Genomic DNA, 25754 nt, shown 5'->3' on the forward strand with positions numbered 1-25754 from the left:
TATTCAGGAAAGTGAGTGTGAACAATATGATGGATTCAGCACAAAGTAACTCGCAGGCTAAACAACAGGCCCGGGTTCCCGTTACCCATCCAATGCTAGCTATGATGGGAATGTTAATTGGTGGTTTTGTCGGAATGTTTAGTGAAACATCACTGAACATCGCGTTACCTCAATTGATGACACAGTTACACGTCTCAACAGCAACTGTGCAGTGGTTAGTAACCGGTTACATGCTAATGATTGGGATCGTCCTCCCATTATCTAGCTTAATCACTAAATGGTTTACAACCCGTCAAGTGATTTTATTTGCCTTGATTGACTTCGCGGTTGGCGCCATCATTTCAGCTTCAGCACCAGGCTTTGGCGTCTTATTATTCGGCCGGATGATTCAAGGTATCGCAACTGGCCTGATCTTACCGCTCATGTTTACGGTGGCTATGCAGATTTTTCCACCTTACAAATTAGGGGCAGCTATGGGGATGGTCGGTTTAGTTATCATGTTCGCACCGGCCGTTGGTCCAACAATTGCCGGAGCCATCTTAGGCTTATCATCATGGCGGTGGATTTTTTGGCTCTTCATCCCATTCTTGATTATCGCATTTATCTTTGCCGTCACTTCACTTAAAAACATTGCAAAAGTAACACGACCTAAAGTGGACTTTTTATCCATTCTACTTTCAATGGTCGGCTTTGGTAGTCTCGTTGTTGGGGTCAGCCTTGCTAGTGATCAAGGGTGGGGATCACCAGCGGTACTAGGTGCTTTAATTCTGGGCCTCGTTATTTTGGCTTGGTACGCGCATCGGCAGCTTACCATGGAAGCGCCAATTCTGAACCTCAAGACATTCGCCATCCCTGGCTTTCGGGTCGGTGCCTGCCTAGTTATGATCAACTTTGGGATTATCTTATCAGCGATGTACTTACTCCCGATGTACATTCAAAAGGGATTGCTAATTCCCGTTGCATTGACTGGGGTCATTATGTTACCCGGTGGCTTGATGAATGCAATCGTCTCAGCCGTTTCTGGGCGTTTATACGACTCGATTGGAGCCCGTACACCAGCAATGTTAGGCTTTTTGATTTCCATGGTGGGGGCATTGATGCTAGCCCTAACAACGACTAGCAGCGCCACCTGGTACGTTATTTTAGCTCACGTTATCTTAATGATTGGGGCACCGCTAGCAATGTCTCCTTCACAAACGCATGGTTTAAATTCTTTAACGGGACCCATCGCAGCCGATGGTAGTACCATTATGAATACGTTACAACAGGTCGTTGGTGCTATCTCAACCGCAATTGCAACTAGCCTCTTAGGTATTGGTCAAGCTTCTTACTATGCTAATGGTGGTCACCAAGCCGCCAGTGCCTTCGTCAACGGTGCCCATTACGGGTTCTACTTTACGTTTATTTTAGCCCTTGCTGGTTTGTTGCTTGCGACCCGCTTGTCTAAAAAAACAACTAAATAACTGGCATTAATAAAAACTAGTCTTGCTGACAAGTGTCTAAGCAGACTAGTTTTTACTTTATCTAAATGCTTACCAAAATAACCATCACCACCCATTATTTTATATGCTAGTAATCCTGATAAATAATTGCACTTTACCGTAGTTTAATGCACAATTAAAATGATAAGCATGAGGAGTCGAACATAATTTATGGAATTAACAATTGGTTTAATTATTGGCACTAGCATTATTCTGGCCTTACTATGTGGAATACTTAGTGTCTACTATTATCGGCACGCTAAAAAGTTGTCAGGTATGATCTGGGGGCTGATCGGTGTAGCCCTACTTTGCCTGGCGGGCTTCTTTATTTGGGTCGTTTGGTTTGGTTTATAGTCTTAGTTGTACAGATATGAGGAGGAACCGTTAATGAATCCAGAAGACATGTTTCAGCGTTATCTCAATAAATATCAGATTACGTATCAACACCCTGAGCACGGCCTGGTCATGTTGACCTCCCCCATCTGGCCGCAACATCCTGAACTACAACAATCAATTCAACGGACTTTTCAAGGCTTAGATGGCGTCACTAGTATCACAATTAATAGTCCTGAACAATTAGTCATGCGCTATCAGTCCGATAAGCTACGACGACTAAGCCCGCTAACTTTGCTCAGTTTAGAGCGCCAATTAAGTAAGCAATATCATCAGGCTGGGTATTAAATCACCATCGTACAAAAAAGACTGACTATCCTGATTAAACGTGGATAGTCAGCCTTTTTTGCTTCAATTAATTACTTAAAATGTTACAGCCGCCATAATTTTGCCTTCATCACCGCTGAAATCGATGATGTGACGTTTTAAGTTCGCAGTCCAAGCTTGACATCCGGCCTGGGCAAATTGCTTAACAGCGTCTGCTAACGCTAATTGTCCAGTGATATATTGCTTAGCAATCTGTTCAACTGCCGCGGCATCTTCTTCACGGGCAACCCGAGTTGCTAAGCCATTGGTCCGTCGTTCAACGAGATAACCGTTCTCACCAAAATACGTTGTGGCACCAGTCGCGACATCATATTGAAAATGCTGAACACCTAAGTCAGACTCTTTCTTGGCAATTGTGGCAAAGTCCGCGTGGTCACCTAAGTTATTTAATACGTCATCAATCTCAGTTAATTTAAACATCATGACACCCCTCATTCTAATTTCGTTTACTTATTCATTGTAATCCAATTAGACCTGTTTGGCAGGTAACGGGTAGAAAATTCGCATTAAAACAACATAAATAATCCCTATCAGGGCCATATCAATAAAGGTTGCCCCAGTCACCGTGGCAATCCAAGCAACGTGCTTTAATAATAAGAAAATGACAACTCCGAGTACCCAGCATAACAGTGCAATCCAGTTCACCCCATGATGATACCAGTACTGCCCCTTAGAACTAGCTAATTCGTTAATATCATAGTGCTGCCGATGCCGCCAATAGTAATCAACTAACATCACACTGATCATGGGTCCAAGCACCATTCCAATATAATCCAAAAACGCCGTAAATGCGGCTAAAAAGCTCCCCATAACTAATGGAATCAGCGTGACCAACGTGGCAATAATCGTTACCGCCCATAGTGCTGGTCGTAACCGAATTCGTGGAAAGATATTGGATAGCGCCGAACCAGCTGCTAACAAGTTCACCGCGTTCGCCGTCATACTCGTCAGTACGATTACTAATAACGCCAGTACCCCCAAACCCAGCCGACTCGCAATGGTACTAGGATCAGAATTATTGGGATCGTATGTCCCTGAAGTAATGGCAATACTGATGGTTGCGGCTAGACCAATGAAGGCAAACCAGAACAAGCCTGTGAAGGCCCCTAAAAATGGCATCCCAGTGGCGCCGCTCTTTTTACGCGTAAAACGAGTAAAATCTGCGCCCGCTGTCACCCATGACAAGTTGAATGCCGCTAACGTGTCCATCCCAGCACCCGCCGTCATATGTAGATGTGCTGGGGCACGCCATGTTAATAACTCGTGCATTGAAACCGTCTTGAACACTACCACGGTTTCCCACAAAACAAATAATATTACGAGGATAATCCCTAAGCGTTCAATCATCTGAACTGAGCGTTGACCGACCGAAACGCTTAATAAATGTAAAATACTCATGACAATAATTCCGAGAATCAGTCCTTTAGCCCCACCGGGTTGACCATAGACTGGCCACCCAACTAAGTCATGTAATAAGTAACTGACGGAAGTTGCCGCGATAAACGTGTTCACCGCGGTCCAACCAATATACTGGGTCAGATTCACAAATGAGGGAACGTAACTTCCTCGTACACCAAAGGAACCTCGAATCAAACTCATCGTCGCCGCCCCGGTCTTATAACCCATAAAACCAACTAGCGATAAACATAAATATGATAGCGTGGACGATGCCACAATCACTTTGAGGGCCGTTAATAAACCACACGCAGCCAATACACCACCAACGTACCACGTGCCATTATTGGCATTAGCGCCGATCCACGTTGCAAACATATCCCAATTGGACATGTGTCGGTGCTTAGGTGCCACCACTTCTATTTGATACTTTGACTCTTGCTGCACATCGTTCACCCTTTCTACAATGTTTTCCATTGTAGTTTTTTTAGTGACGCTTGGTCAAGTCTATTTAACTAAGTTAGTTAATTGCACAAAACTTAAATTCGCATTAAAATAATCTTAATAAGTTAATTAAGGAAGTGACAGATTGTGAAGGGCGCATTAACAGGCTGGCGTCGGAATCTCGCGGTTCTCTGGTTAGGAACATTTATTGCCGGAATGGGATTTTCTGAGGTCATGCCATTCTTATCATTATATGTTGGTCAAATGGGTAATTTCTCCAAAAATGAACTCACGATGTATAGCGGTATTACATATGCGGTGACTTTTTTCGTTGTCGCCGTTGTCTCACCATTGTGGGGTAAATTAGCTGACCGACGTGGGCGTAAAATCATGTTGCTACGCTCCTCACTTGGCATGGCCTTCGTTATTGGTGCGATGGGCTTCGTGCATAATATTTGGATGCTCATTTTTCTGCGTTTCTTACAAGGCTTATGTGCCGGTTACATTCCCAATGCCAGTGCCTTGATTGCTACGGAAACGCCTAAGGAAAGCAGTGGCACCGCAATTGGTATCTTAACGACCGGCTACGTTTCCGGTAATTTGATTGGGCCGATTCTCGGCGGCGTACTCGCCCAGGTCTTCTCCATTCGATTGACGTTCATCATCACGGGAATTCTACTACTAATTGTCTTCGTACTAAGCCTGACGTTGGTTCACGAAAGCTTTAAACCGAGTGATGCACCGGTTGCCAAACGCGAAGGCAGTATGCTTAGCCAATTCAAGAACCCAACGTTAATTATCACACTGCTTGTTTCCACCATGATTATTCAAATGGGCAATAACTCTATCACCCCTATTATTAGTCTATACGTTCAGGATCTGATGCATAACGTCGGTCCAATCACCGTCGTTGCCGGCATAATTGCCGCCTTACCCGGTATTTCGACCTTGTTATCAGCCCCACGACTCGGTCGGCTTGGTGACCATCGGGGCGCTGACCGCATTCTCGTCTTTGGTTTCGTCTTTGCCATTCTGATGTACTTTCCACAAGGATTCGTCTCCAGCGTATGGACACTAGGTCTCTTACGCTTCATGATTGGGATTTCTGATGGGGCCCTCTTCCCAACGGTGCAAACATTACTCTCCAAAAATACGCCCCGCGAGTTAACAGGAACCATTTTCAGTTGGAACCAATCCTTCCAAGCGGCCGGCAGTATGCTCGGTTCACTACTTGGTGGCGCAGTCTCCGGTTGGTTTAATTACAATGGTGTCTTCATCTTTACTGCTTTATCCTTATTGCTTAACTTCATCGGTGTACTGATCTTTATTCCAAGTATGCGGCACCCATTTGCAAAACACTCAATTGATTAGCCGTGCTAGTCAACCCGTTTTGAATCATAATTAAAACGTGCCAATTTTTTGAATTGCTGTTCGGCAGTAATGCGCGCCCTAATCCGACCTCCCGGGCTGAGTGACAATTGCTGAAACGCGCCGACATCGATTTGAGCTCATGCAACAACTCATTGCGCAATCTCAAATACGAGTTTTATTCTAAGCTGGCTACTTCTTAACTTAAGGAATAGCATATTTTAAGGCCACCAATCAGCTATTGTTGATTGGTGGCCTTCATTAGTTATTCTATTGCGTTAGCCCTCACTTCAAATACTTCGCCATGAACTGACTCACTTTTTGTTGATACAGTTGCGGATAGCGCGTGTATGATTCTGCATGACTGGCTCCCGGAACCACCCATAGTTGCTTAGCTTTTACCGTTGTAGCTCGGTAGTTCTGATACACCATCTTCGTGGGTACAAAAGTATCCTTAGCACCGTGAATAAAGAAAATCGGTAGCTTGTTCTTCTTAAGCTGGTTCACTGAACTAGCCGTCATAAAGTTGAAGTGGGCCTTAGCTTGGGCGACCCAGTTAGCCGTATACAGTAGTGGAAACTTCGGTAAGTGGTACAACTGATTTAACTCGTAGCCCAATTCATCACCGACACTGGTGTAACCACAATCTTCAATAATTGCTTTCACTTGTGAAGGGAGCTGCTCCCCACTCATCATCATGACGGTAGCACCACCCATTGAAACGCCAAAGAGCCCAATCTGACTATTTTGTCCCACGCGTCGAATCACCTGCCGTGTCCACTTCAGATAATCTAACCGATCAGGCCAACCAAAGCCATAGTAGTTGCCCGCGCTCTGTCCATTGCCGCGATCATCCGGTGCCAGCACATTATACCCCTGGCGATGCCACAGCCGAATATAGCTAGCCATCTGTTCTTTGTTGCCCATATAACCATGTGCGACAATAATCGTCTTAGTAGTCGGATGAGCTGCTGGCACATAATCCGCGACCAACTTTAAGTCATCCGTTGCTGAAGTTTCATGCCAAGTTTGTTTGTTCACACGTTTAAGCCACGCCTGATTCTGCTTTAACGTGCTTTTACTCTTACTAGAACTATGGTTCAAAACTTTCGGGGTTGGTTCAAACGCAAAGTGATATAAGTAAAAACTACCGCCAGCGACACCAATGACAATAACGGTCAGCAATGCAATAATCGCCAATGTCCATTTTTTGCGCGTTGTCATATTCTCGTTTCCCTCTTTCATGCCTTACAAAATAATCTAAATTACTACTTTTATCAGCTTTTTAATTTCGCTATGACTAGATCATAGCGTTCTTCATAAAACGCTATCCTTAATCATCACATCCATAGCAATAATTTCTAGCTCACTCACCTAGCTTATCAAGCGCCCTGATTGTTAATAAATGCGCCGCCACAGTTTGGGCCGCCAGTTGAATGGCACGCGTTACCGCATCATTATTTACCACTACAATTGGTTGATTATTGAGTGTTTGTTCGAAAGCTTCTCGAAATTGCTGATAACGCCATTCAATCTGTCGTGAATCACGAATTTGTAAAATAGCTTTACTAATGACTGGTAATGAAAAGTCAACTTTCAAAATTGAAACAACTAATACCGCCACAATGTGGTTACGAGTGTAGCGATGACCGGTTGGCCGGCTGAAAAAATGCTGTTTAACATAACTATTAATCATGGTCTTGGTCACGGCAGGCAATCCCAACGGTTGAATCGTTTGGTTAACGATTGCTAGCAGCTGTTCCATATAAACGGGTACTGTGGGCAATGCTTCCCATGAAAGTAAATAATTGCTTGGTGATGTGGATGACAACATAATAACCCCCTCCTCGTTACCCTATTTAATTTAGCTCAATTTAGGTTTTAATTCAACAACATCTAATCAACACGCTATTATAAGTAGATTTCCAATCTATATATAAATTATACTAATTTTCAATTGCACCCAAATTGTTAAAACATGCCAATCTTCACAAATTAAAAGTGGTCAGCTTTACTCTACTGAAAGCGGGCAACTTGTTGAGTTAGGTAGCCATTTATCTACCATTCGAGCGGTTAACTGAAACATGCTTGGTGCCACTAAAGCCTGTGTTGGCTCTACAACGATTGTTGCCCGATCCTAAAAGTCAGCATCGGACGAGTACACCGCTGACAAACAACAATCGATATAATTAGTACTGCTTAACAATTGAATCATCACAAATCAAGGCTTGAAAGCTACCCCATTTTTCAGCTAAAATAAGCTTATCCAAATTTTGTTGTCTAGAAAGGAAATCATTATGAATAACGTTTACCTAGCTGCACCGTTTTTTGACGAGGCTCAAAAGGAACGCATCCAACAAGTGAAGACGGCGCTACTAGCCAATCCGACCATTAACCCAGATGGTATCTTCATTCCAGAAGAACATCAATTTGAAGAAGAACCATTTGGCAGTCGTGCTTGGCAACAATACGTCTATGCATCCGATATGCGACAAGTTCACCGGGCTGACGTGGTAGTTGCCATCCTCGATTTTGATATGACAAGTGCAACTAATGAACCTGATTCCGGTACCATGTTTGAAATCGGTGCCGCCGTTGCCGAAAAAACGCCGGTGCTCGTTGTTCAATTCGACGCGGATAAAGAACTTAATTTAATGATTGCCCAAGGATTAACAGCTTACTTTGATGCTAGCAAAGACGGGCTCCAGGAACTGGCAGCCTATAATTGTGACGACTTACGCTCAAAGCCAGCCCATCGACCAGTATTTTAGACCAACTTCTTAATGACAATTAAAAATGCTGTCTGCAAACGTCATTCGTCTGCAGACAGTATTTTGATTTAGCTTGTTACAATTATTCAGCAACATTCGCAACCAAGCGTGATTGTCGCCAAGCTTGCCAGCGCTTATTCAGTTCTAGAACAAATGTTGGTATCAGCGTTGCCACTAGCACCACACCCCAACTTAATAATGGTAATGTTGTGAGGCTAAAGAAGTTTCGCAGCGGTGGCAAGATTGCAATTGCAACAACAACTAGAATTCCTAATAACAGGCCTCGATTCAACATTACGTTACGCGTAAAGGTTTCCCGACTAAGTGGCCGACGATCCTTAATTGCATAGATGTCAATCATTGACCCTAAGGCTAGCACAAGGAAGACCATTGTCATCCCCACTGGTGCTTGCCCATTCGTTAAACCAAAGCGACCCAACGCATAGATTCCTAGCGTCAATACAGTGAAGGTTGCCGCCCGAACAAACAGCCGCTGTCCAAGTCCTCGTGCCAAAATACTTTCATCATTAGCAACTGGTGGTTGCTGCATTGCTTGCGGCTCGCCCGGCTCCTGACTAATAAAGAAACCTGGAATTCCATCAGCTAGTACGTTAATAATCAACAACTGTTCTGCCAATAATGGTGCTCCCCAGCCGAAGAGGACTGCACCAACCATTAAGAAGATTTGCGCAAAGTTGACACCGACCAAGAATTCAACTGCTTTGATGATGTTCTGATAAACCGTCCGACCTTCTTTAACAGCCGCCATGATCGTCGCAAAATTATCATCCGTTAACACCATGTCAGCAGCTTCCTTAGACACTTCGGTGCCAGTGATTCCCATCGCAATGCCGACATCCGCCGCCTTTAGTGCCGGTGCATCATTGACACCGTCACCAGTCATCGCCACCGTCTTACCAAGGCTTTGCCATGCCTGAACAATTCGAATCTTATCACTCGGCGAAACCCGGGCGTACACCGCAATCTGGTCAATCCGAGCCGTCAATTCTTCATCGCTCAATTGGCGAAGATCATCGCCGCTAATTGCTTGCAGCTCAGGGGTCAAAATGCCAATTTCCTCAGCGATAGCCTTCGCAGTAACCAAATGATCCCCCGTGATCATAACTGGAAAAATACCCGCTTGTTTGGCAGCTCGAATGGCCGGAATCACTTCTGGTCGTGGTGGATCAATCAAACCAATCAATCCTGCCAATTGGAGGTCAGCTGTCAGGTCGTCCCAGTCAGTAGTTTGGACATCCGCGGGAATGATGCGATAGCCAACAGCTAAAACGCGCAGCGCCGCCTGCCCAAATTCATCATGGGCCACTTGTCCAGCAGCTAGGCTAGCTTGGTCAGGTTTCAAAGGTAGCCGGTCCCAAGCCCCTTTAACGATAACTAGCCGTTGACCATCTTCTAATTCATGCACCGTTGTCATCATCTTCTTAGTCGAGTCAAACGGATCTTCCGCAATTCGAGGTGCCTGCTCTTCTAAGACGGACCGGTCTAAATCATGCTGAGCCAGCCAACGAATAACGGCTAATTCCGTCGCATCCCCAATGGCCTGCTCTTCACCATCAACACGATTAATTTCAGCATTCGTCGCTAAGCCTAGGTAACGCATCAACGTCTGTCCGGCTGAGGTCAAGGGTTGTTCGGTGGTCATGATCCCCGTAGTTGGTGTCCAATATTTCGTGATTGTCATTCGATTTTGTGTCAAGGTTCCGGTCTTGTCGGACGCGATCACATCGACACTCCCAATTGTTTCAACGGCACTGACTCGGCGCATGATGGCATTTCTGTCTGCCATCCGTCGAACACCGTGTGAAAGACTGATGGTCACGATGATTGGCAGAGTCTCTGGCACGGCCGCGACCGCTAATGAGACCCCAATCATCAAGCTATCGGCCAAACCTTGGTTTTGCACCCAGACGCTCAGTGCAAAAATGGTGATTCCACCTAACACGGCAAATGTGGTTAACCAGCTTGATAGCCGATTAAGCCGTCCCTGTAATGGCGTGGCCCGTTGTTTTGTTTTGTTCAACAAGCCTGCAATTTGACCTAACTCTGTGGCCATCCCGGTCGTTAAGACCTGAATCAACGCGGTACCGGCTGTGACAGCCGTTCCGGCATACACTTGACAGTCATCGTCTAATTCACCGGTGTCTTGATAAACACTTTTTTCAACAGCTTCACTTTCACCCGTCAGAACTGCTTCATCAACGGCTAAGTTCGTGGCCTCTAACACGACTGCATCAGCTGGTACTTGGTCACCTGCTTTCAACAGGACTAAGTCGCCGGGAACAATTTCTGGGGCCGCAATGGATTGTACCGTCCCATCCCGCCGAACATTAGCTGTGGGTAAACTCATTGACTTCAATGCCGCCAATGACTTCTCCGCCGATGCTTCTTGGTACAGGCCAATACAGACGTTGATGACCAAAATTGCGCCAATCACAATGGTCTTCGTCCAGCCCCCATTCTGGGCAAGGGCCAAGTACGTGGCTAGACCAACTGCAAATAATAGCACTAGCGATGAAACGTCGCTCATATGTTGCCAAATTTTACGCCACAAAGGTACGGGTCGCGCAGCTACTAATTCATTTTTACCGAATTTAGTTAGCTGGGCCGTCACCACAGTGGTCGTTAAACCGGACTCGGGAGTAGGTTTGAATGGTGCATTCTGATAATTCTGCATCGTTTATTCCTCCGTAATTCGATTATCGTTATCATTCGTCATTATTAATGATAACGGAAACATTTTGTCGTTTTACGTGTAAAATGTGAAAAAGTCGTGAAGATTGGTTCGTGTAATTGTAACAGCTATTAAACATTAACCACGGGTAATCATCAAAAAACTGTTCAATTTATGACTAAAATCAAGTTACCAGTCATGAATATTGTTATAATAGAACACAAATATTCCTTGGAGGCACGTTATGAAAATCAAATTAATCTCAACTAGTGATGTGCACGGTTACCTCGCGCCAACTGATTACAGTCGCCGCGATAACGTCGCACCGTTTAGCCTTAGTCGTGCCGCTACTGTTATTCATCAATTGACACGTGAAGATACGGCCGATGTCTGGCCAATCGTGATTGATAATGGCGATTATGTGCAAGGCTCACCGTTGACTTATTTCATTGCGCGCCACCATCAAGAAGCTGCACCGTTATACTCGCGCCTTGCAAATTGCAACCACGTTCAAGCTGGTATTTTCGGTAACCATGAATTCAACTACGGGCTCGACTACCTCGACCTGTGTGAATCGAGTCGCCAATACCCGATGCTGGCTGCTAATATTCATGATGACTTGCAGCGAACGTTGTTTTCTAAACCATACACGATTCTGGAACGCGCCGGAGTTAAGGTGGCCATTTTAGGGCTAACAACCCAATTTGTCGCTCACTGGGAGCAGCCGCATCACATTGCTGGCCTACACTTCGATGACGTGGTCGCAACTGCTAAACATTGGGTGCCCAAATTGCGCCAACTGGCTGACATCGTTGTCATCGCCTACCATGGCGGCCTTGAACGTGATCCCCAAACTGACCGTCCAACCGAACGCATGAATGGCGAAAACCGGGGTTCCGCACTATTAGCTGAAGTGCCTGGCATTGATGCCATGATTACCGGCCACCAACACCGACAATTAGCCGTTACGGTTCACGGTGTTCCCGTAACGCAACCTGGTATGAAGGGTACTAATGTTGCTATGATTACCCTTGAACTCGACCGCAATCATCAAGTGACGACCAGTCATCCGGAAATCTATCCGGTCGCAGATGCCACCCCCAATACCCAGGTAATGCAACTAGTTGGACCAATCAATGACCAGATGGAAGACTGGTTAGACACCCCACTTGGCCAAATTAACGGCAATATGCTCGTACACGATCATCTTCAAGCACGGCTGCATAATCATCCTTACATCGATTTTATCAATCGCGTTGAAATGGCCGCGACCGGCACCGACATTGCCGCAACGGCGTTATTTAATGACGACGTTCCAGGGCTCAAACAACACGTGACGATGCGGGAAGTCATGAACAGTTATGTCTATCCAAACAAACTTGCCGTTGAAGCCATTACTGGTGCTGATTTACGAGCAGCACTAGAACGCTGTGCCAGCTATTTTCTCTTGCAGGACGGCCACGTGCGGGTCAACCCCGAGTTCATGCACCCCAAGTTGCGCCACTATGTCTATGATATTTACAGTGGCATCGACTATACTTTTGACCTTACCAAACCCTTTGGTCAACGTGTCGTTCAACTCGATTATCATGGGGCCCCAGTCACCGCTGACCAAAAATTAACGGTCACTCTGAATCATTACCGCGCTGGTGGCGGTGGCAATTATCCAATGTACCAAACCACTAAGATCATTCGGCGCTTACCTACTGATATGACCGTATTAATTGCCGACTACTTTGCGCAACATCCCGTCGTCAACGCCACGCAACCGACTAATTTTCAAGTTCACTATTAAGAATAACGATTATGCTAAAAACGCTCAGGACTAATATTCTGGGCGTTTTTTTGAATACTAACTAACAACTAGCACAACACGTATTTCAGATAGATAGTTAATTGCAATGTTCACGCAAAATGTAAAGTAATACGATTGATAAATTCAGCGACGAGAAAGCCAATCGCAATCACACCGGCAATAATGACGACTTGCACAAAATACTGATAGGCCAAGTCAGGATGACCAGTGACCAAGTTACGAACGACCCGATAAGACTGGCCACCAGGAACCAGTGGGACCAGACTAGGGATATTAAAGATGATCATCGGCATCCGCTTGTAACGCGCGGCCATACCGCTGGCGACACCAATCACGATAGCTGCGACGAGGTTACCAATCGCAAGTTTGGCGTCGATTCCTAATGGCAGGACGTGATAGAGGACTTCATACGTAAACCAGCCAGCAGCACCGACCCAACCACTGAGGTTAACGGCGCGACGCGGAATATTGAGAAGCACCCCAAAGCCAGCCGTGGCTAAGTAAGCTAAGATAATTTGAAATAAACCGGTTGTTAAGAGCCAATGTAGCATGTCACGCCTCCTTTAGTAGAAAAATGAAGTCAGTGCGATACCGACACCAATCGCACACGCCGATAAAACGGCTTCTACAGCGCGGGCAGGGCCGCTCAGTAAGTTACCCGTCATCGTATCACGGACGGCATTAGTGATAGCGACACCCGGCACTAATGGCATCACAGCGCCAATAATGATGGCGTCGGGATGATAATGACCGTTAGTGAGATAAAAGCCGAGTAAAGTAATTAGGCCAATAATCAAAGCACCCATAAATTCGCTGAGAAACCGAATTGACCCCAGCCGATTGATCCAATAAAAGGCCGCAAAACCAGCCAACCCGGCTAGTCCACAAGTAATCAAGTCGGCAGGGGTTGTCCGCCCAGTAAAGGCGACCATCAACGGCACACTAACGACAACAGCCGCTAGACATAACCAGCTGAATGGGAAGGTCGGTACGGCTTGATTGACCCGTTCGAGAGCTACGGCAAATTCAGTTAAATCAATATCGTGATTAGCAAACTGCCGTGACAGGCTGTTGACCTGATCCACTTTTTCTAGGTCCATACCCCGATTATGGATTGCCCGTACTTCACTAGTGGCATTTTCTGGCAAGGAGACGGTGATTCCTGTTAGCAAAACAAAAATCTGTGCGTCAGGATAACCAGCGTTGGCTGCGATTCGTTGCATGGTGTCTTCAACCCGCTTGATTTCAGCCCCATTTTCTATCAAAATGGCGCCGGCCAACAACGTGGTTCTTAACATAACTGCCGTGTCACTCATTAAAACGCCTCCCACATCAGAATGTTTATATTTTCTCACGAATTTTGCGTATCGTCATTAGTTAGGAACAGAATGTTTGCCGGAAGTGGTCGCTTATGGGTAAAATTATACTAGTAAATAAAATTTTGGAGGCATTTTCGATGACAGCATTGACCAAACTCACCGATACGTACACGTTAAATAACGGCACTAAGATTCCAATTGTTGGTTTCGGAACTTGGCAAACTCCTGATGGCCAAGTTGCTTATGATTCCGTATTAGCAGCATTAAAGGCCGGTTACCGGCACATTGATACAGCAGCTGCTTACGGCAATGAGGAAAGTGTCGGCAAGGCCATTGCCGATAGCGGTGTGGCACGTGAAGACTTGTTCGTCACGACGAAATTATGGAATGCCGACCATGGCTATGACGCTGCTAAGAAGGCCCTTGATACTTCACTAGCAAAGCTAGGTCTGGATTACGTTGATTTATACTTGATCCACTGGCCAAACCCAGCTGCAATGCGTGACAACTGGGAACAATTGAACGCCGATACCTGGCGAGCAATGGAAGAAGCTTACACGGCCCGTAAAGCGAGGGCTATCGGAGTTTCTAACTTCCGTCCTAAGCATTTGGATGCACTGCTTAAGACGGCTAAAGTGGTTCCAGCCGTTAACCAAATCTTCCTCAACCCTAGTGATATGGAAGATGAAGTGGTGGCCTACAACCGTGAACATGATATTTTATCAGAAGCTTACAGCCCATTAGGTACTGGTAAGATCTTCAGTATCCCAGAATTAAAGACGTTGGCTGATAAATATGATAAGAGCGTCGCCCAAGTTGTGTTACGCTGGTCATTGCAACACGACTTCTTACCATTACCAAAGTCAGTCCATGCGGATCGAATTGAACAAAATACGGAATTATTTGATTTCGAACTCAGCGATGATGATATGAAAGTCATTGATGGTTTCCACGGCGTTGCCGGGTTAGCCAATGATCCTGACCAAGTTAATTTCTAAATTCCATCGTTATTAAGGATGCAGCCATTGGCATGCATCCTTTTTCTACGTCTTGTCAATGGGAATGTTATTTGTTTGGCTAATAACTTAATTGTAAAGACAATCCAGTCAAACTAGGAAATTAGTTGTTATCATAACAGGTACAGTCTAGTTGATTAACAATGTGATGTTTAATCGCGAACAGACTAACGAAACATCATAATATACACCATTTGGAGCCCGTAACCTTGCTATCACAACAACTGAATTATGGTACACTCAGTTAATTATTAAGACTGGGGGTACTGTAATGCTACTTATATTAGCAATTTTACCAATTGTTGTAACAGTGGGATTAGGCGTGTTTGCGGGACTACGGCATCAATTTGCGCCAACGACCAGTGATGTTTTGATTCAGTTAGTCATGCATTATGCCTTGCCGTTAAGCCTCTTCGGAGGAATCTTGTCATTAAAGCGCGTTACCATTATTCAAAACTATTCGGTCGCGATGTGGCTGGCGCTGGGCATGCTAGGTGGCATGGCCAGCGTTATTGTGAGCCAGTACTGTTTCCACCAGCAACTAGAAACAGCCACATTACGAGCACTAGTAATCGCGAGCCCCTCAATTCCGTTCATGGGCGTTTCCGTACTACTCGTTGTTTTCGGTAAAATTAGTATTTTATTAGTTGCGCTAGGCGGCCTGTACATGAATTTAGTACAAGTTCCTATGAGCGTGTTACTTCTAACATTGGCGGGCGATTCGGTTCCTGAACAACGTTGGCATGCTGGTTGGCAAAAATTATGTAGTGCAATTCGGCAACCAGTCGTGTGGGCACCAATTAGTGCCTTTATCCTAAACCTGGCTGGATTACGTTTGCCCAGTGCTTGGCTAACGAATTTTACAGAGTTAGGACAAGCAGCTGGTGGGGTAGCGTTGTTCGCTCTGGGGCTTTTGTTAACGACAAGGCCATGGCGACTGACACGGATGGTCGTCTTAAACGTTATCCTAAAAAATTTAGGTTTACCGTTAATCATCTGGGGAATCATGGCTAGTTTGCATGTGTCGTTAAGTAACCAACAATTAGTCGTCCTGACGCTCGCAATTCCCACTGCAACCATTGCGACCATGTTGGCCGTCCAAAACCACTTGGCACCGGATGAATACGTGGCCACGCAAATGTTAAGTACGATCATTGCGCCGCTAACTATGGGCTTTTTAATGTGGGGGTTGCAGCTCGTATAGTTAACCGTTCTCGGCCTTGAAATGCAGTAAATTTCAACAAGATCTCATGCAAATAATAATCGAATACTATGTCTCAAAACATAAAAAAGCAGCCATCAACTAACAAGACAAAATACCATGTTAGTGGATAGCTGCTTTTTTAGTATTTTAATGAATCAACGTAAAGTAGCCAATCACAAGTACCCCCAGGACAATTCGGTACCAACCGAACGCCTTGAAGTCGTTTTTCTTGATGTAATCCAACAAGAAACGAATCGACAAGTAAGCGACTACGAAGGACACAATCACCCCAACGGCTAAGACTGCTCCTTGCAAACCAGCTAAAGAACCACCGTGAGCAAAGAATTTCACAAGCTTCAATAATGATGCCCCAAACATTGTTGGAATTGCCATGAAGAATGAAAACTCAGTTGCGACGTAGCGTGAAGTTCCAATCAAGATAGCCCCCAAAATGGTTGCACCGGAACGTGAAGTCCCTGGAATCAATGAGAGCAACTGGAAACACCCAATGAACAATGCCGTCGTATAAGGTAACGTTTGTAGATTAGCGAAGCGGGGTGTTAAGCGCTTATTATGATTTTCAATCACAATGAATAGGACCCCATAAATAATCAACGTGGCAGAAACGACCGCCCAATTCATTAAATGTTCGTCCATCCAATCATTTAACGGTAATCCCACAATCACCGATGGAATGACCGCTAATAAAACCTTACTCCAGAGAACCCAAGTATTTCGCTTTTCCGTGGTATCCTTGCGTGGTGACAACGGATTTAGTTTATGGAAATACAGGACAACGACCGCCATGATCGCCCCTAATTGAATCACGACGTTGAACATATCCGTAAACTGCGTGGACTGTTGCATCTTGATAAATTCGTCAACCAGGACTAAATGCCCCGTTGAACTAATTGGTAAGAATTCAGTAATCCCTTCAACAATCCCCAAGATTACTGCTTTAAAAATATCTAACACAATGGATTCCTTTCTTGTTGGCAATGATTATCGCTTGATAATCCCAATACATAAAGATTTACGACCATCCCCGATGGCCGGTATATCAACATTATAGCAAGCGGCTACTCAAGATAGTAGCGTCCATGTGTATTTTTTTGGTAAAGATTAATTTGTCAGCGCTACCAACGCCGTACTAAATGCATTTTGCGTTTGGTCATCAAAACAAACAATCGTGATCGTCTGAACCGTGTGGGCCGTTGTCTGCGCGGTTGCTTGTAACGTTTTTAACGCTAACGGCGCCGCAATCGATAGCGGAAAGTGATAGACGCCGGTACTGATAGACGGAAAAGCAACCGTTGGACAATGATTCTCAGCGGCCAAATTCAGACTGTTGCGATAACTGTTCGCTAACAATTGTAATTCGTCATGCTGTCCACCTTGCCAAACGGGGCCCGGCGTGTGAATCACATACTTCGCCGGTAGTCGAAAGCCCGGCGTAATTTTGGCTTCACCAGTTGCACAACCGTGTAATGGGCGACAGGCAGCCAGCAATGCTGGCCCAGCTGCCCGATGAATGGCACCATCGACGCCGCCACCACCAAGCAAACTCGTATTGGCCGCATTAACAATTGCATCAACGGTCATTTTGGTAATATCACCGTGAATGACTTTAATCTCAACCATCTTAAACTGCCCCCATAATCAGATTAACACTCATTTGGGCCTGTTGTTTTAGCTGGGCCCCACTAGGATCCTGTTTAGCCAATAACTGAATGCCGCTGCGAACCTGCATTAAACTTGCTGCAGTCTCAGCGACCGTGGTCGGTAAGGTTTTAGCCTGAGGTGAAAGTAAACCGACGAGTCGGGTCTGTAAATCAGCATAGATCGTTTGCAATTGGGCCATCAAGGACGCATCCTGCGACCCAATTTCAGCCATCAGGTTCACCATCAGACATCCTGCTGGCCACCGTTCACTCTGAAATGGTAGTCGCAAACAAGCCGCAGTTAAAGCGGGCAATGGTGTTTGCCGCGCCCGCTCACGTTGAATCAATTGATCAAGTTGTTCATCTAACGTTATTTGATAGCGTTCAAGTGAACGGCGTAACGCAACCCGCTTACTGTGATACTGGCGATAAAACTGCGTTCGTGACAACTGGCTAACGGTGAGCAAGTCGTCAACTGTCGTTTGATAATAACCACGCTGCCAAAATTGAATCATCATTGCTGTTTCAACTACTGATGCGTCCTTAACAACCATGCTAAAACCTCCTGAGCCTAACGCTACTACATTAATCAGCAATTAAATACTGAATGCCACGAATAATCGACCATAAGTAGCTAGCCACAGCGACCACTCCAAATACCGCTAAAAGAACCACGGCCAACCAGCCACTATTAACGATACTGTCCATATAAATACCGCTAACGCCTAAAATAACGAGCAATGTAATTCCTAAAATTGTCGGCAACAAATGTAACCAAAAAGCCCGTCCTGCAACCCGATGCGCTTCTGGATTAGTACTCGTCAGCAACCAAACAATTAATGGAAATAAAACTGGTAAGAATAAAATACTTAAATAGCTCAACGCGTTAATCACCCGATTTTGTGTCATTGTCATAACCTCCCCCGATATTTATTTCGAGTATAGCGAAAGTCTGGGACTTCGGCAAATAATAAACAAATTGTTAAAATACTTAGGACTCTCCCAAGGTTACGCGCCGAATGTTAACTTACGACTACGGTCTGCTATAATAATGACATAACCTAACCTTGCAATCGTTAGTTGCCACTGTACAACCCGGGAGCGAACGGTTCATGTTAGGATTTAGGTGCATTAGTTAAGATGCGGAGGAAAAGAAAATGACGAAACGAATGAGTTTCAAATTTAAATGGGTTGCCCTCGTTGCCACCCTGATCGTTGGGCTTGGTAGCTGGCAAGTCCTTGCGCACGCTGACAGTAGCAGCGACGAACCAATTGTCACATTGGGCAGTAGCCTGACTAGCAGTCAAAAGACTGGGACGATCAACACGTTAACGGCTAGCTTGAACGGTGCCGATTATCAGACTTTAACCGTTAACGGTGATACCTTGGTCAAGTATCTCAACCCGGCTGGGGAAAGCTTCACGAGCACTTCCGGCGTTTGGTCCAGTGCCATGATTCAAAAAACAAGTTCTGGTTCAGGAATCAATGTTAAAATTCTAGATTATAACGGTAGCAACAACATCACGACCATTACGGCCAACCAGTATAAAAATGCTGCGTTAACGGCTGGGATCACCGATGCAAACATTTACGTGACGTCAGCCACTCCCATTGACGGTTCTGGTGCGCTAGCCGGTGTCTATGCCGCTTATGCCAAGTCTGGCAATAGTTTAAATACCAAGCAAGTGACGGCCGCTCAAGATGAATTGAGTACGCTAAGCGGTATCACTCAGGCCAACAAAGACAAAGATGGCTACACAGACTCACAATTGAACAATGCCGTAGCGGGTGCTAAAAAAGAAATGGCCCAAAAGGGTAGTAGCGTCACTAAAAACGAAATCACGACCATCGTGAACCAACAAATTACCAATAACAATTTAACGAACGTCATTACTAATAATCAAAAGACTGAAATTATTAATTTGTTGGTCAAGATTCGTGATTCTGGCGCGTTAGATTCTTCAAGCTTCAAGACCCAAGCTAATTCGTTGATGAAAAATATTCAATCTAACGCTAAGGGTGTCTTCAGTAAGCTTAACACCAAGGAAAATCAAAACTTGCTCCAAAAGATGTGGGATGGGATCGTTAACTTCTTCAGTTCCATTTTTAAATCCATCTTCGGCTAATTATTAATCCGGCATACTCAAAATCGGACGACCAAACTGCAATCAGTTTGGTCGTCCGATTCTTTTTAAACCTTAAAACATAGCATGTTAGACCATTAAATAACGGTCACTGGCTCGGCAAGCTATTCAATTGCCAAGTAATAGTTCCAGAATAATTTTTAGCCATCACACGACCACCTTGGACGTGCAACGCAACATTATTAACATTCCAAATTTGCTGATTAGTACCGACGCCCTGTTGCCCAGTCGTACCAGCAATTAGCGTCTGTTGGGTAGCACCTGGGGTCAACTTAATCATGGCTGGTAACGTTGCCTGATTTTGGTCGGCTGACGTAACCCATTTATTAGTGCTAGCATTCAAATACTGGGCTATTCCTGATGTCAACGTTACATAACTACCCGTCATGGTCGTCCCATCATTAGCTGTCAACGCTGATAATTGGGCTGTCAATTGCCAACCACTTGGGGTATCCCGTGTATCAGTCACTTGTGTATACACACTATCCTGCCCATTTTTCTGACCACCAACTGTTGCATACTTCTGCCCATCAGTAGCAGTAGCCAATTGGTCTTCAGCGGCTGACGGTGCCAACAATGGGTACGCTGTATCCATTGTCGGAATACTGTGCTGGCCAAAGTTCAGATGTGTTGGTACAGCATCCAGCGATAATGGACCTAAATTGTTCGTTCCACCGGTCCCCGGCTTGCTAGGATCATCGGGATCAATCGGATTAACAATTAAATCCTTAGCTACTGTAAATATTGGTGCTGGTTGAAAGGTTGCATCATGGTACTGCTGCCCATTTGGATAACTATTCGGATCAGGATTACGATTGCCTAGACTATCAGCCATGTAAATAATAATCTTGTCACCAATTTTTAACGATAGTCCGGTTAAGTCCAGTGACCAAGTCCCGTTGGCATTGACAACCGTTTTGACATTCGTTTGAATCTGTCCATTCAATGCTAACGTGACCTGCGCGCCAGGTTCGCCATTCTGCCCACTGACCGTTCCCGAAGAAACTCTAATCGGGTCTGGTACGACCTTAGTCGCTGGATTAGGCGGCGTCACATCTACTACCGTTTCTGTAGCCGTTACCATCGTACCGCTGGCATTATCAGTGCTGGCCGTAACCGTGGTTCCCGCTTTTAAAAAGGCCCCTAAGTTCGCTGTCGCGTAGCCATTACTATCAGTCGGGGCCGTGACGGTCTTCCCATTGACCTGATAACTAACCGTTAGCTGTCCAGCACTAGCATACTGTGGAATATAATGGACTTTGCCATCATCCTGAACCCCGTTAGTATCTGGGACCATCGCCACAATGACGCGCGTGCGCAATTTTTGATCCGCATCAGTCAATCTAGTCGTCCCATCATACGGGTTATTGAAGCTCAGTTGGGGCTTTTGATTGATGGCACTAATTCGTCGCATCTTGGAAGATAAGTAATTACTTTGCAAATTACTATTAGTAGCCGACACCGTTGTCCCCTGTTGCTGTAATTGTGCCACACTATTATATGAATAATCAGCACCACCAGTTATCGATGAAGCTAAGCGCCATAAACTAATATTACTATCCTGAATTTCAAAAGTACCAACGTTGTCTTGATTGATTGAACTAGTTGCCGCAGCCGCTCCCGTGGAACTATTCCGCAAGTCTAAGTTATTAGGTTTGATAAACCGAACGGTGGCTAAGCGCGCATAGTTTCCTGAAATCAAAGGTGCACCCGTCGCTGCAATGACATAAACATTAGCACCACTACTGCTTTGAATCGTCGAAGTCGCATTGTTAGAAAACGAAATTGGCGATTGACTTCTAGCTAAAGACGTTAAATTAACCGTACTGCCGGTATCCGCATAAAGATCGCGATGGTATTGTGAACCCGAGAAATACAGATTGGAATACGCATTACCTGGAATACTAGCATTAAACGTGGCATTTTTTCCAATATTAATACTTTCATACGCATCAAAAACAACTGGATACGTTGTATAGGCCGTTGAATTGGGATCAACCGGTCGGCGAATACAGTTTAAGGTAGCGTCTTCTTCAACGTTGACTTTGCGATCACCCGTTCCTTGCTGATCATAAACAAACCAAATAAAGGAATTATTATCACCAGTTGCTAATTTTGATCCCGTAAATGTCTGCCCAGCAGCGACATTGAGACCTCCACATAAAATATTTTCTCGATAGGTGACTACCTGACAGTTCCCTGTCACATTGACCTGGTTTCCTTCAGCACTAACAAAACGGCGACTCGTATCAGAATTTCTGGTCCCACTAGGAACTGTGATGTTACTAACATTAAACGTCCAATTTAAAGCGGCATTACCACCGTCACCACCAGTAGTAGACCCGATTAACCCAGCATCATTACCAAAAGATCCAGTTAATGGTGCAAAATTCATAAAGGTTGCCGTATACAACGTATCTCTAGTCGCACTGTTATACCGAGTATGGAATCCGGCTCGGCCGAGGTTCACACTGTGGCCGTTCCCATTCACAATAATATTACCCGACAAACGTGAATCTAATGCTCCTGAAGGTGCTGAGGCATTGCTAATATCAGTAGTAATGTTGATTTCATCCACACTAGCATTCTTCCAAGCACCTACCAGTTGATCCCACGTGCTAACATTGGCAACATTCGTACTCAGTTGTGTCAAACGCGTCACTGGAATCAGTGGATTAGACCAAGAACTTGCTGATGCCTGCTTGCCATTCGATGACGACAGCGCTTGCCGATTCTTTTCATTAGAAGTCGACGGGGTCGCCGATGAGGCACTCGACACACCCATAGCGGGTGCCAGTGACGATGACTGACTAGTGGATAATGATGATGAATCGCTAGTACCCGTCAGTGATTCATCGGCTGATTGACCGTTTAATACTGATGACGCTGTTGAATGTCCCACACTCGTTTGTGCAGTCGTACTCGTTTGACTTTGGCTACTCGATGTCGTCGTAGTTGTGCTTGATGACGATGCTGTCGTTGATGAATGCTCTAAACGTGAACTAGACTGACTTGCTTGGGTTTTTGGTGCCTTAATATCAACGTTCAAAGCTGGCCCCTTTTGACCATCTGCGACAGCCACCAAGGCTAATTGACCTGCTTTAACAGCTGTTAATCTAATCGGTACCTTTACTTGCGGATATTCATCTGACCATTGAACCGTTATCCTGCGCTTATCAGGATTGTACGCAACTGTTAGCTGTTTAGCCGTAACCGTAAAGGCCCCATTATCCCCCGATGTGTAGTGACTATCTTTGAAAACCTTTTTTATTTGCTTAAACTCCTCTGGCCCATCTAAATTAACATCGTTCGGCAAATCAATCGTATTCGTTTTTGATGCCGTATTACTGACTTGTAGTTCTACATCAAAATGTTGGTTCGTTAAAATATTATCGCTAGCCGTTGACTTGGCAAAAGTTAGCTGTGGTAACGTATCTGCTTGAGCGGTCATACCAGTACCTAAGCTTACCGTTGCACCAGCAGCCATGACTTGTAACAATACCATCAATATGACAACAATCGTTCTTAACTTTTTGATAGTATCACCCCTTAGCGCTTATTTTGACGCCGCTTGATCACCCAGAATATTATTAAGGCAACGAGTAATAATACGAGTAACACGATGCCAATCAACCACCCCCAAGTGGCCGGGGCCGTAACGTTAACAGCATCCGTAGCGCCAACCACAAAATCTTGCTTTAGCGACCAGACATGCGGCTTAGCGAACTTTTCGTCCGTAGTTCGATACTTGACGTATAAAGTGTAGGTCCCAGGTAAAATAATTCCCCGATTAGCACGCCACTTCAAAGGTAAGTTAAAGTTAGAATTAGGCGCCATTGAACTACTTTTCAAATCAGCCACCGCCAGCTTTTTAGTCTGTCCGGCTTTGCGAACGTATGCAGTGACAGTCCCTTGACCTAAAATTGAGGCGTGATAATTCTGAATATTACCGATAACTGTCTTGATGCCACTACGTTTCTTTAATTGAACATCAGCCAAACGTAATTTGGGTAGTGGATCACGATTTGACGTTAATTTAATCCCCACATTGTAAGCATATTCGCTAGTTAACGTTGCCCCTTTAGTTTTAAGGTGCTGATCCGCAATTTTAACTTGCCAGCTTCCTAAAATAACACCCTTTTTCAATTGTGCTGGCGTTTTCAATTGCGCCCGCACAATCCGTGATTTATTAGCTGGAATCGTCGTTTCCTCATTCGGTACGGTGATAATATCAGCTAGTTTTACTTTTAAACTAGTGTCATCATTCAGATTAGCAGCGCCATAATCAATAACACCCTTCGCATTAGTATACGATTGTAAGAATTGATTCTTGACCTTAATTTCATGATTTGAGCGATTATTAACACGCATCGCCAATGAATATGTTTTTTGCGGTTGAATTTTAAAATCCCAATAATACGCATCCTTTGATAATTGCTGCTTTTCATTAAGCATTGGCTGAACATCAAAAGTCACCGCATTATTGGCTGTATCAGCAGCGTGACTGATTACCGTCATACTACCAAACAAAGTCATTATTAGAGTTAATAATCCTAATAATAGCTTCTTATTCCAGCCACTCATAAAAAGGGCCTCCCTTCAAAAAAAACGAGTTAACTATTCAACATAGCCACTCGTTTTCGCTCATTAAACCGTTGGTGTAGAGTCCAATGTCCAAACAATATTACCTGAGTAATTCTTAGCGGCGGCGTGCCCACCTTTAACATGTAATTGCACGTTATTGATGTTCCAGTATTGTTGGTTAACACCCATCCCTTGGCCTTCACCAACTTTAGATCCAGCCGTTGCAGTTGCAACATCCGTTGTCGCTGAAGCACCTGCAGTGAGCACAATTGGTGTTGAAACGGTTGCTTGGTTAGCATCTGCTGCAGTGACCCAAGATTGTTGATTGGCTTCCCCTGTAAGGTATTGCGGTGTCCCATTGGCCAAAACAACTGAAGCGTTCGTTAACACTTGCCCATCAGAAGCCGTAATATCAGAAAGTTGTGCTTTCAATTGCCAACCAGCACCAGTCCCACGTGAGTCAGAAACCTGCGTGTAGATAATATCATTACCATCTTTTTTACCACTAGTCGTCACGTTCTGAGTTTTATCATCGTTAGCTGTGGCAAGCTTTTCCTGACTAGCATCTTTCGATAATAACGTGTAAGCCGTATCAACAGTCGGCTGCGTGTGTGTCCCGAAATTAAGATAAGTTGGTACTGCGTCCAATGAAAGTGGTCCCTTGTTGCCGGTACCACCGCCACCAGGATTATCCGGGTTCCCAGGATCGACCGGATCAGTTGTACCCCCATTAGATGTGAACGATACATCAGCCTGTGACTTCCCAGTTGAAGGCAGAGTATCAGCGGAAGCTCCTAAATTATTGAACGATAAACAAGCAACACTGACTGCTGAAACCATCATAGCCGCTTTAAGCATATGTGACTTCTTCATAAGACAATTCCCCCTAAAAATTTAATCAACATATTTATGCCCTCCATCAATAGCGCGCACTGCTTGTTTGTACAAATTGGCATTCGATAAAATCAATTAGAACCAATCCAGTTTTATAAACAAAATTGTAGCAAACTAATTGACGAAGGATATTTATATGTCTATACTGGATAACTTAAATCGGTCATTATCCTTAAACCAATTAAAACATACCAATTAAAGTTAATCAAGTACACTATTATGTACGTTTACTATTTGTATAAAAA

The 25754-nt window shown here is 44.8% G+C and carries 23 protein-coding genes; 9 read left to right on the top strand and 14 right to left on the bottom strand.

Annotated elements, in window-relative coordinates:
* Positions 1–29 precede the first annotated feature (29 nt).
* The 3 genes from LP667_RS14585 (at position 30) to LP667_RS14595 (ending at position 2162) form a co-directional block, all read left to right on the top strand.
* Positions 30–1463, top strand: a complete 1434-nt coding sequence (locus LP667_RS14585) for a DHA2 family efflux MFS transporter permease subunit (RefSeq protein ID WP_033609570.1) — start codon at positions 30–32, stop codon at positions 1461–1463.
* A gap of 189 nt (positions 1464–1652) precedes the next feature.
* A complete protein-coding gene (locus tag LP667_RS14590; protein WP_021732186.1) occupies positions 1653–1835 on the top strand; it encodes a hypothetical protein in 183 nt (60 codons plus the stop codon).
* 33 nt (positions 1836–1868) lie between these two features.
* Entirely contained in the window at positions 1869–2162 is a 294-nt protein-coding gene (locus LP667_RS14595; RefSeq protein ID WP_021732187.1) for a hypothetical protein, read from the top strand.
* Positions 2163–2237: 75 nt separating this feature from the next.
* On the opposite strand, the gene LP667_RS14600 is transcribed toward LP667_RS14595, so the two are convergent.
* Positions 2238–2621 carry a DUF1398 family protein gene (locus LP667_RS14600; RefSeq protein ID WP_033609563.1) on the bottom strand — a complete coding sequence of 128 codons (384 nt, stop codon included), beginning with the start codon at positions 2619–2621 and terminating at the stop codon, positions 2238–2240.
* A gap of 48 nt (positions 2622–2669) precedes the next feature.
* Positions 2670–4043 (bottom strand): cytosine permease, encoded by a 1374-nt coding sequence (locus LP667_RS14605; protein WP_021732189.1) that lies wholly within the window; start codon positions 4041–4043, stop codon positions 2670–2672.
* Positions 4044–4187: 144 nt separating this feature from the next.
* Here LP667_RS14605 and LP667_RS14610 point away from each other — a divergent pair, with 144 nt between their 5' ends.
* On the top strand, positions 4188–5411 hold the full coding sequence (locus LP667_RS14610) for an MFS transporter (protein ID WP_021732190.1): 1224 nt from the start codon (positions 4188–4190) through the stop codon (positions 5409–5411).
* A gap of 282 nt (positions 5412–5693) precedes the next feature.
* Here the strand turns inward: LP667_RS14610 and LP667_RS14615 are convergent, their stop codons facing one another.
* Positions 5694–6632 carry an alpha/beta hydrolase gene (locus LP667_RS14615; protein ID WP_021732192.1) on the bottom strand — a complete coding sequence of 313 codons (939 nt, stop codon included), beginning with the start codon at positions 6630–6632 and terminating at the stop codon, positions 5694–5696.
* 142 nt (positions 6633–6774) lie between these two features.
* Positions 6775–7242, bottom strand: a complete 468-nt coding sequence (locus LP667_RS14620) for a DUF1836 domain-containing protein (RefSeq protein WP_021732193.1) — start codon at positions 7240–7242, stop codon at positions 6775–6777.
* A 463-nt stretch (positions 7243–7705) separates the two neighbouring features.
* Between LP667_RS14620 and LP667_RS14625 the strand changes: the two genes are divergently transcribed.
* Positions 7706–8179 (top strand): nucleoside 2-deoxyribosyltransferase, encoded by a 474-nt coding sequence (locus tag LP667_RS14625; protein ID WP_021732194.1) that lies wholly within the window; start codon positions 7706–7708, stop codon positions 8177–8179.
* Between the two features lie 82 nt (positions 8180–8261).
* Here LP667_RS14625 and LP667_RS14630 read toward each other — a convergent pair whose 3' ends face one another.
* Positions 8262–10874 carry a cation-translocating P-type ATPase gene (locus LP667_RS14630; RefSeq protein ID WP_021732195.1) on the bottom strand — a complete coding sequence of 871 codons (2613 nt, stop codon included), beginning with the start codon at positions 10872–10874 and terminating at the stop codon, positions 8262–8264.
* A gap of 241 nt (positions 10875–11115) precedes the next feature.
* Between LP667_RS14630 and LP667_RS14635 the strand changes: the two genes are divergently transcribed.
* Complete coding sequence (locus LP667_RS14635; protein WP_021732196.1) at positions 11116–12666, top strand: bifunctional metallophosphatase/5'-nucleotidase; 1551 nt, start codon at positions 11116–11118, stop codon at positions 12664–12666.
* A 110-nt stretch (positions 12667–12776) separates the two neighbouring features.
* Here LP667_RS14635 and LP667_RS14640 read toward each other — a convergent pair whose 3' ends face one another.
* Together LP667_RS14640 and LP667_RS14645 are read right to left on the bottom strand one after the other, a co-directional pair.
* A complete protein-coding gene (locus tag LP667_RS14640) occupies positions 12777–13238 on the bottom strand; it encodes a threonine/serine exporter family protein (RefSeq protein WP_021732197.1) in 462 nt (153 codons plus the stop codon).
* Positions 13239–13250: 12 nt separating this feature from the next.
* Positions 13251–14003: a threonine/serine exporter family protein gene (locus tag LP667_RS14645; protein WP_021732198.1), complete on the bottom strand. Its 753-nt coding sequence runs from the start codon at positions 14001–14003 to the stop codon at positions 13251–13253.
* Between the two features lie 140 nt (positions 14004–14143).
* On the opposite strand from LP667_RS14645, the gene LP667_RS14650 reads away from it, so the two are divergent.
* Together LP667_RS14650 and LP667_RS14655 are read left to right on the top strand one after the other, a co-directional pair.
* Positions 14144–15004: an aldo/keto reductase gene (locus LP667_RS14650; RefSeq protein WP_021732199.1), complete on the top strand. Its 861-nt coding sequence runs from the start codon at positions 14144–14146 to the stop codon at positions 15002–15004.
* 289 nt (positions 15005–15293) lie between these two features.
* A complete protein-coding gene (locus tag LP667_RS14655; RefSeq protein WP_021732200.1) occupies positions 15294–16226 on the top strand; it encodes an AEC family transporter in 933 nt (310 codons plus the stop codon).
* 147 nt (positions 16227–16373) lie between these two features.
* Here the strand turns inward: LP667_RS14655 and LP667_RS14660 are convergent, their stop codons facing one another.
* The 4 genes from LP667_RS14660 to LP667_RS14675 all read right to left on the bottom strand — a co-directional run bounded on the left by LP667_RS14660 (position 16374) and on the right by LP667_RS14675 (position 18796).
* Positions 16374–17201: an undecaprenyl-diphosphate phosphatase gene (locus tag LP667_RS14660; RefSeq protein ID WP_003645539.1), complete on the bottom strand. Its 828-nt coding sequence runs from the start codon at positions 17199–17201 to the stop codon at positions 16374–16376.
* A 147-nt stretch (positions 17202–17348) separates the two neighbouring features.
* A complete protein-coding gene (locus tag LP667_RS14665; RefSeq protein WP_021732202.1) occupies positions 17349–17867 on the bottom strand; it encodes an O-acetyl-ADP-ribose deacetylase in 519 nt (172 codons plus the stop codon).
* Position 17868: 1 nt separating this feature from the next.
* Complete coding sequence (locus tag LP667_RS14670; protein WP_021732203.1) at positions 17869–18441, bottom strand: TetR/AcrR family transcriptional regulator; 573 nt, start codon at positions 18439–18441, stop codon at positions 17869–17871.
* A 31-nt stretch (positions 18442–18472) separates the two neighbouring features.
* On the bottom strand, positions 18473–18796 hold the full coding sequence (locus tag LP667_RS14675) for a hypothetical protein (RefSeq protein ID WP_021732204.1): 324 nt from the start codon (positions 18794–18796) through the stop codon (positions 18473–18475).
* Between the two features lie 248 nt (positions 18797–19044).
* Between LP667_RS14675 and LP667_RS14680 the strand changes: the two genes are divergently transcribed.
* Entirely contained in the window at positions 19045–20013 is a 969-nt protein-coding gene (locus LP667_RS14680; protein WP_021732205.1) for a DUF1002 domain-containing protein, read from the top strand.
* A gap of 106 nt (positions 20014–20119) precedes the next feature.
* Here LP667_RS14680 and LP667_RS14685 read toward each other — a convergent pair whose 3' ends face one another.
* The 3 genes from LP667_RS14685 to LP667_RS14695 form a co-directional block, all read right to left on the bottom strand.
* Positions 20120–23536, bottom strand: coding sequence for a WxL domain-containing protein (locus LP667_RS14685; RefSeq protein WP_021732206.1), 3417 nt, complete (start codon positions 23534–23536; stop codon positions 20120–20122).
* 44 nt (positions 23537–23580) lie between these two features.
* Positions 23581–24615, bottom strand: a complete 1035-nt coding sequence (locus tag LP667_RS14690; protein WP_021732207.1) for a WxLIP family cell surface protein — start codon at positions 24613–24615, stop codon at positions 23581–23583.
* A gap of 63 nt (positions 24616–24678) precedes the next feature.
* Positions 24679–25488, bottom strand: coding sequence for a WxL domain-containing protein (locus LP667_RS14695; RefSeq protein ID WP_021732208.1), 810 nt, complete (start codon positions 25486–25488; stop codon positions 24679–24681).
* Positions 25489–25754 lie beyond the last annotated feature (266 nt).

This window comes from Lactiplantibacillus paraplantarum, assembly GCF_003641145.1.
Taxonomy (GTDB): Bacteria; Bacillota; Bacilli; order Lactobacillales; family Lactobacillaceae; genus Lactiplantibacillus; species Lactiplantibacillus paraplantarum.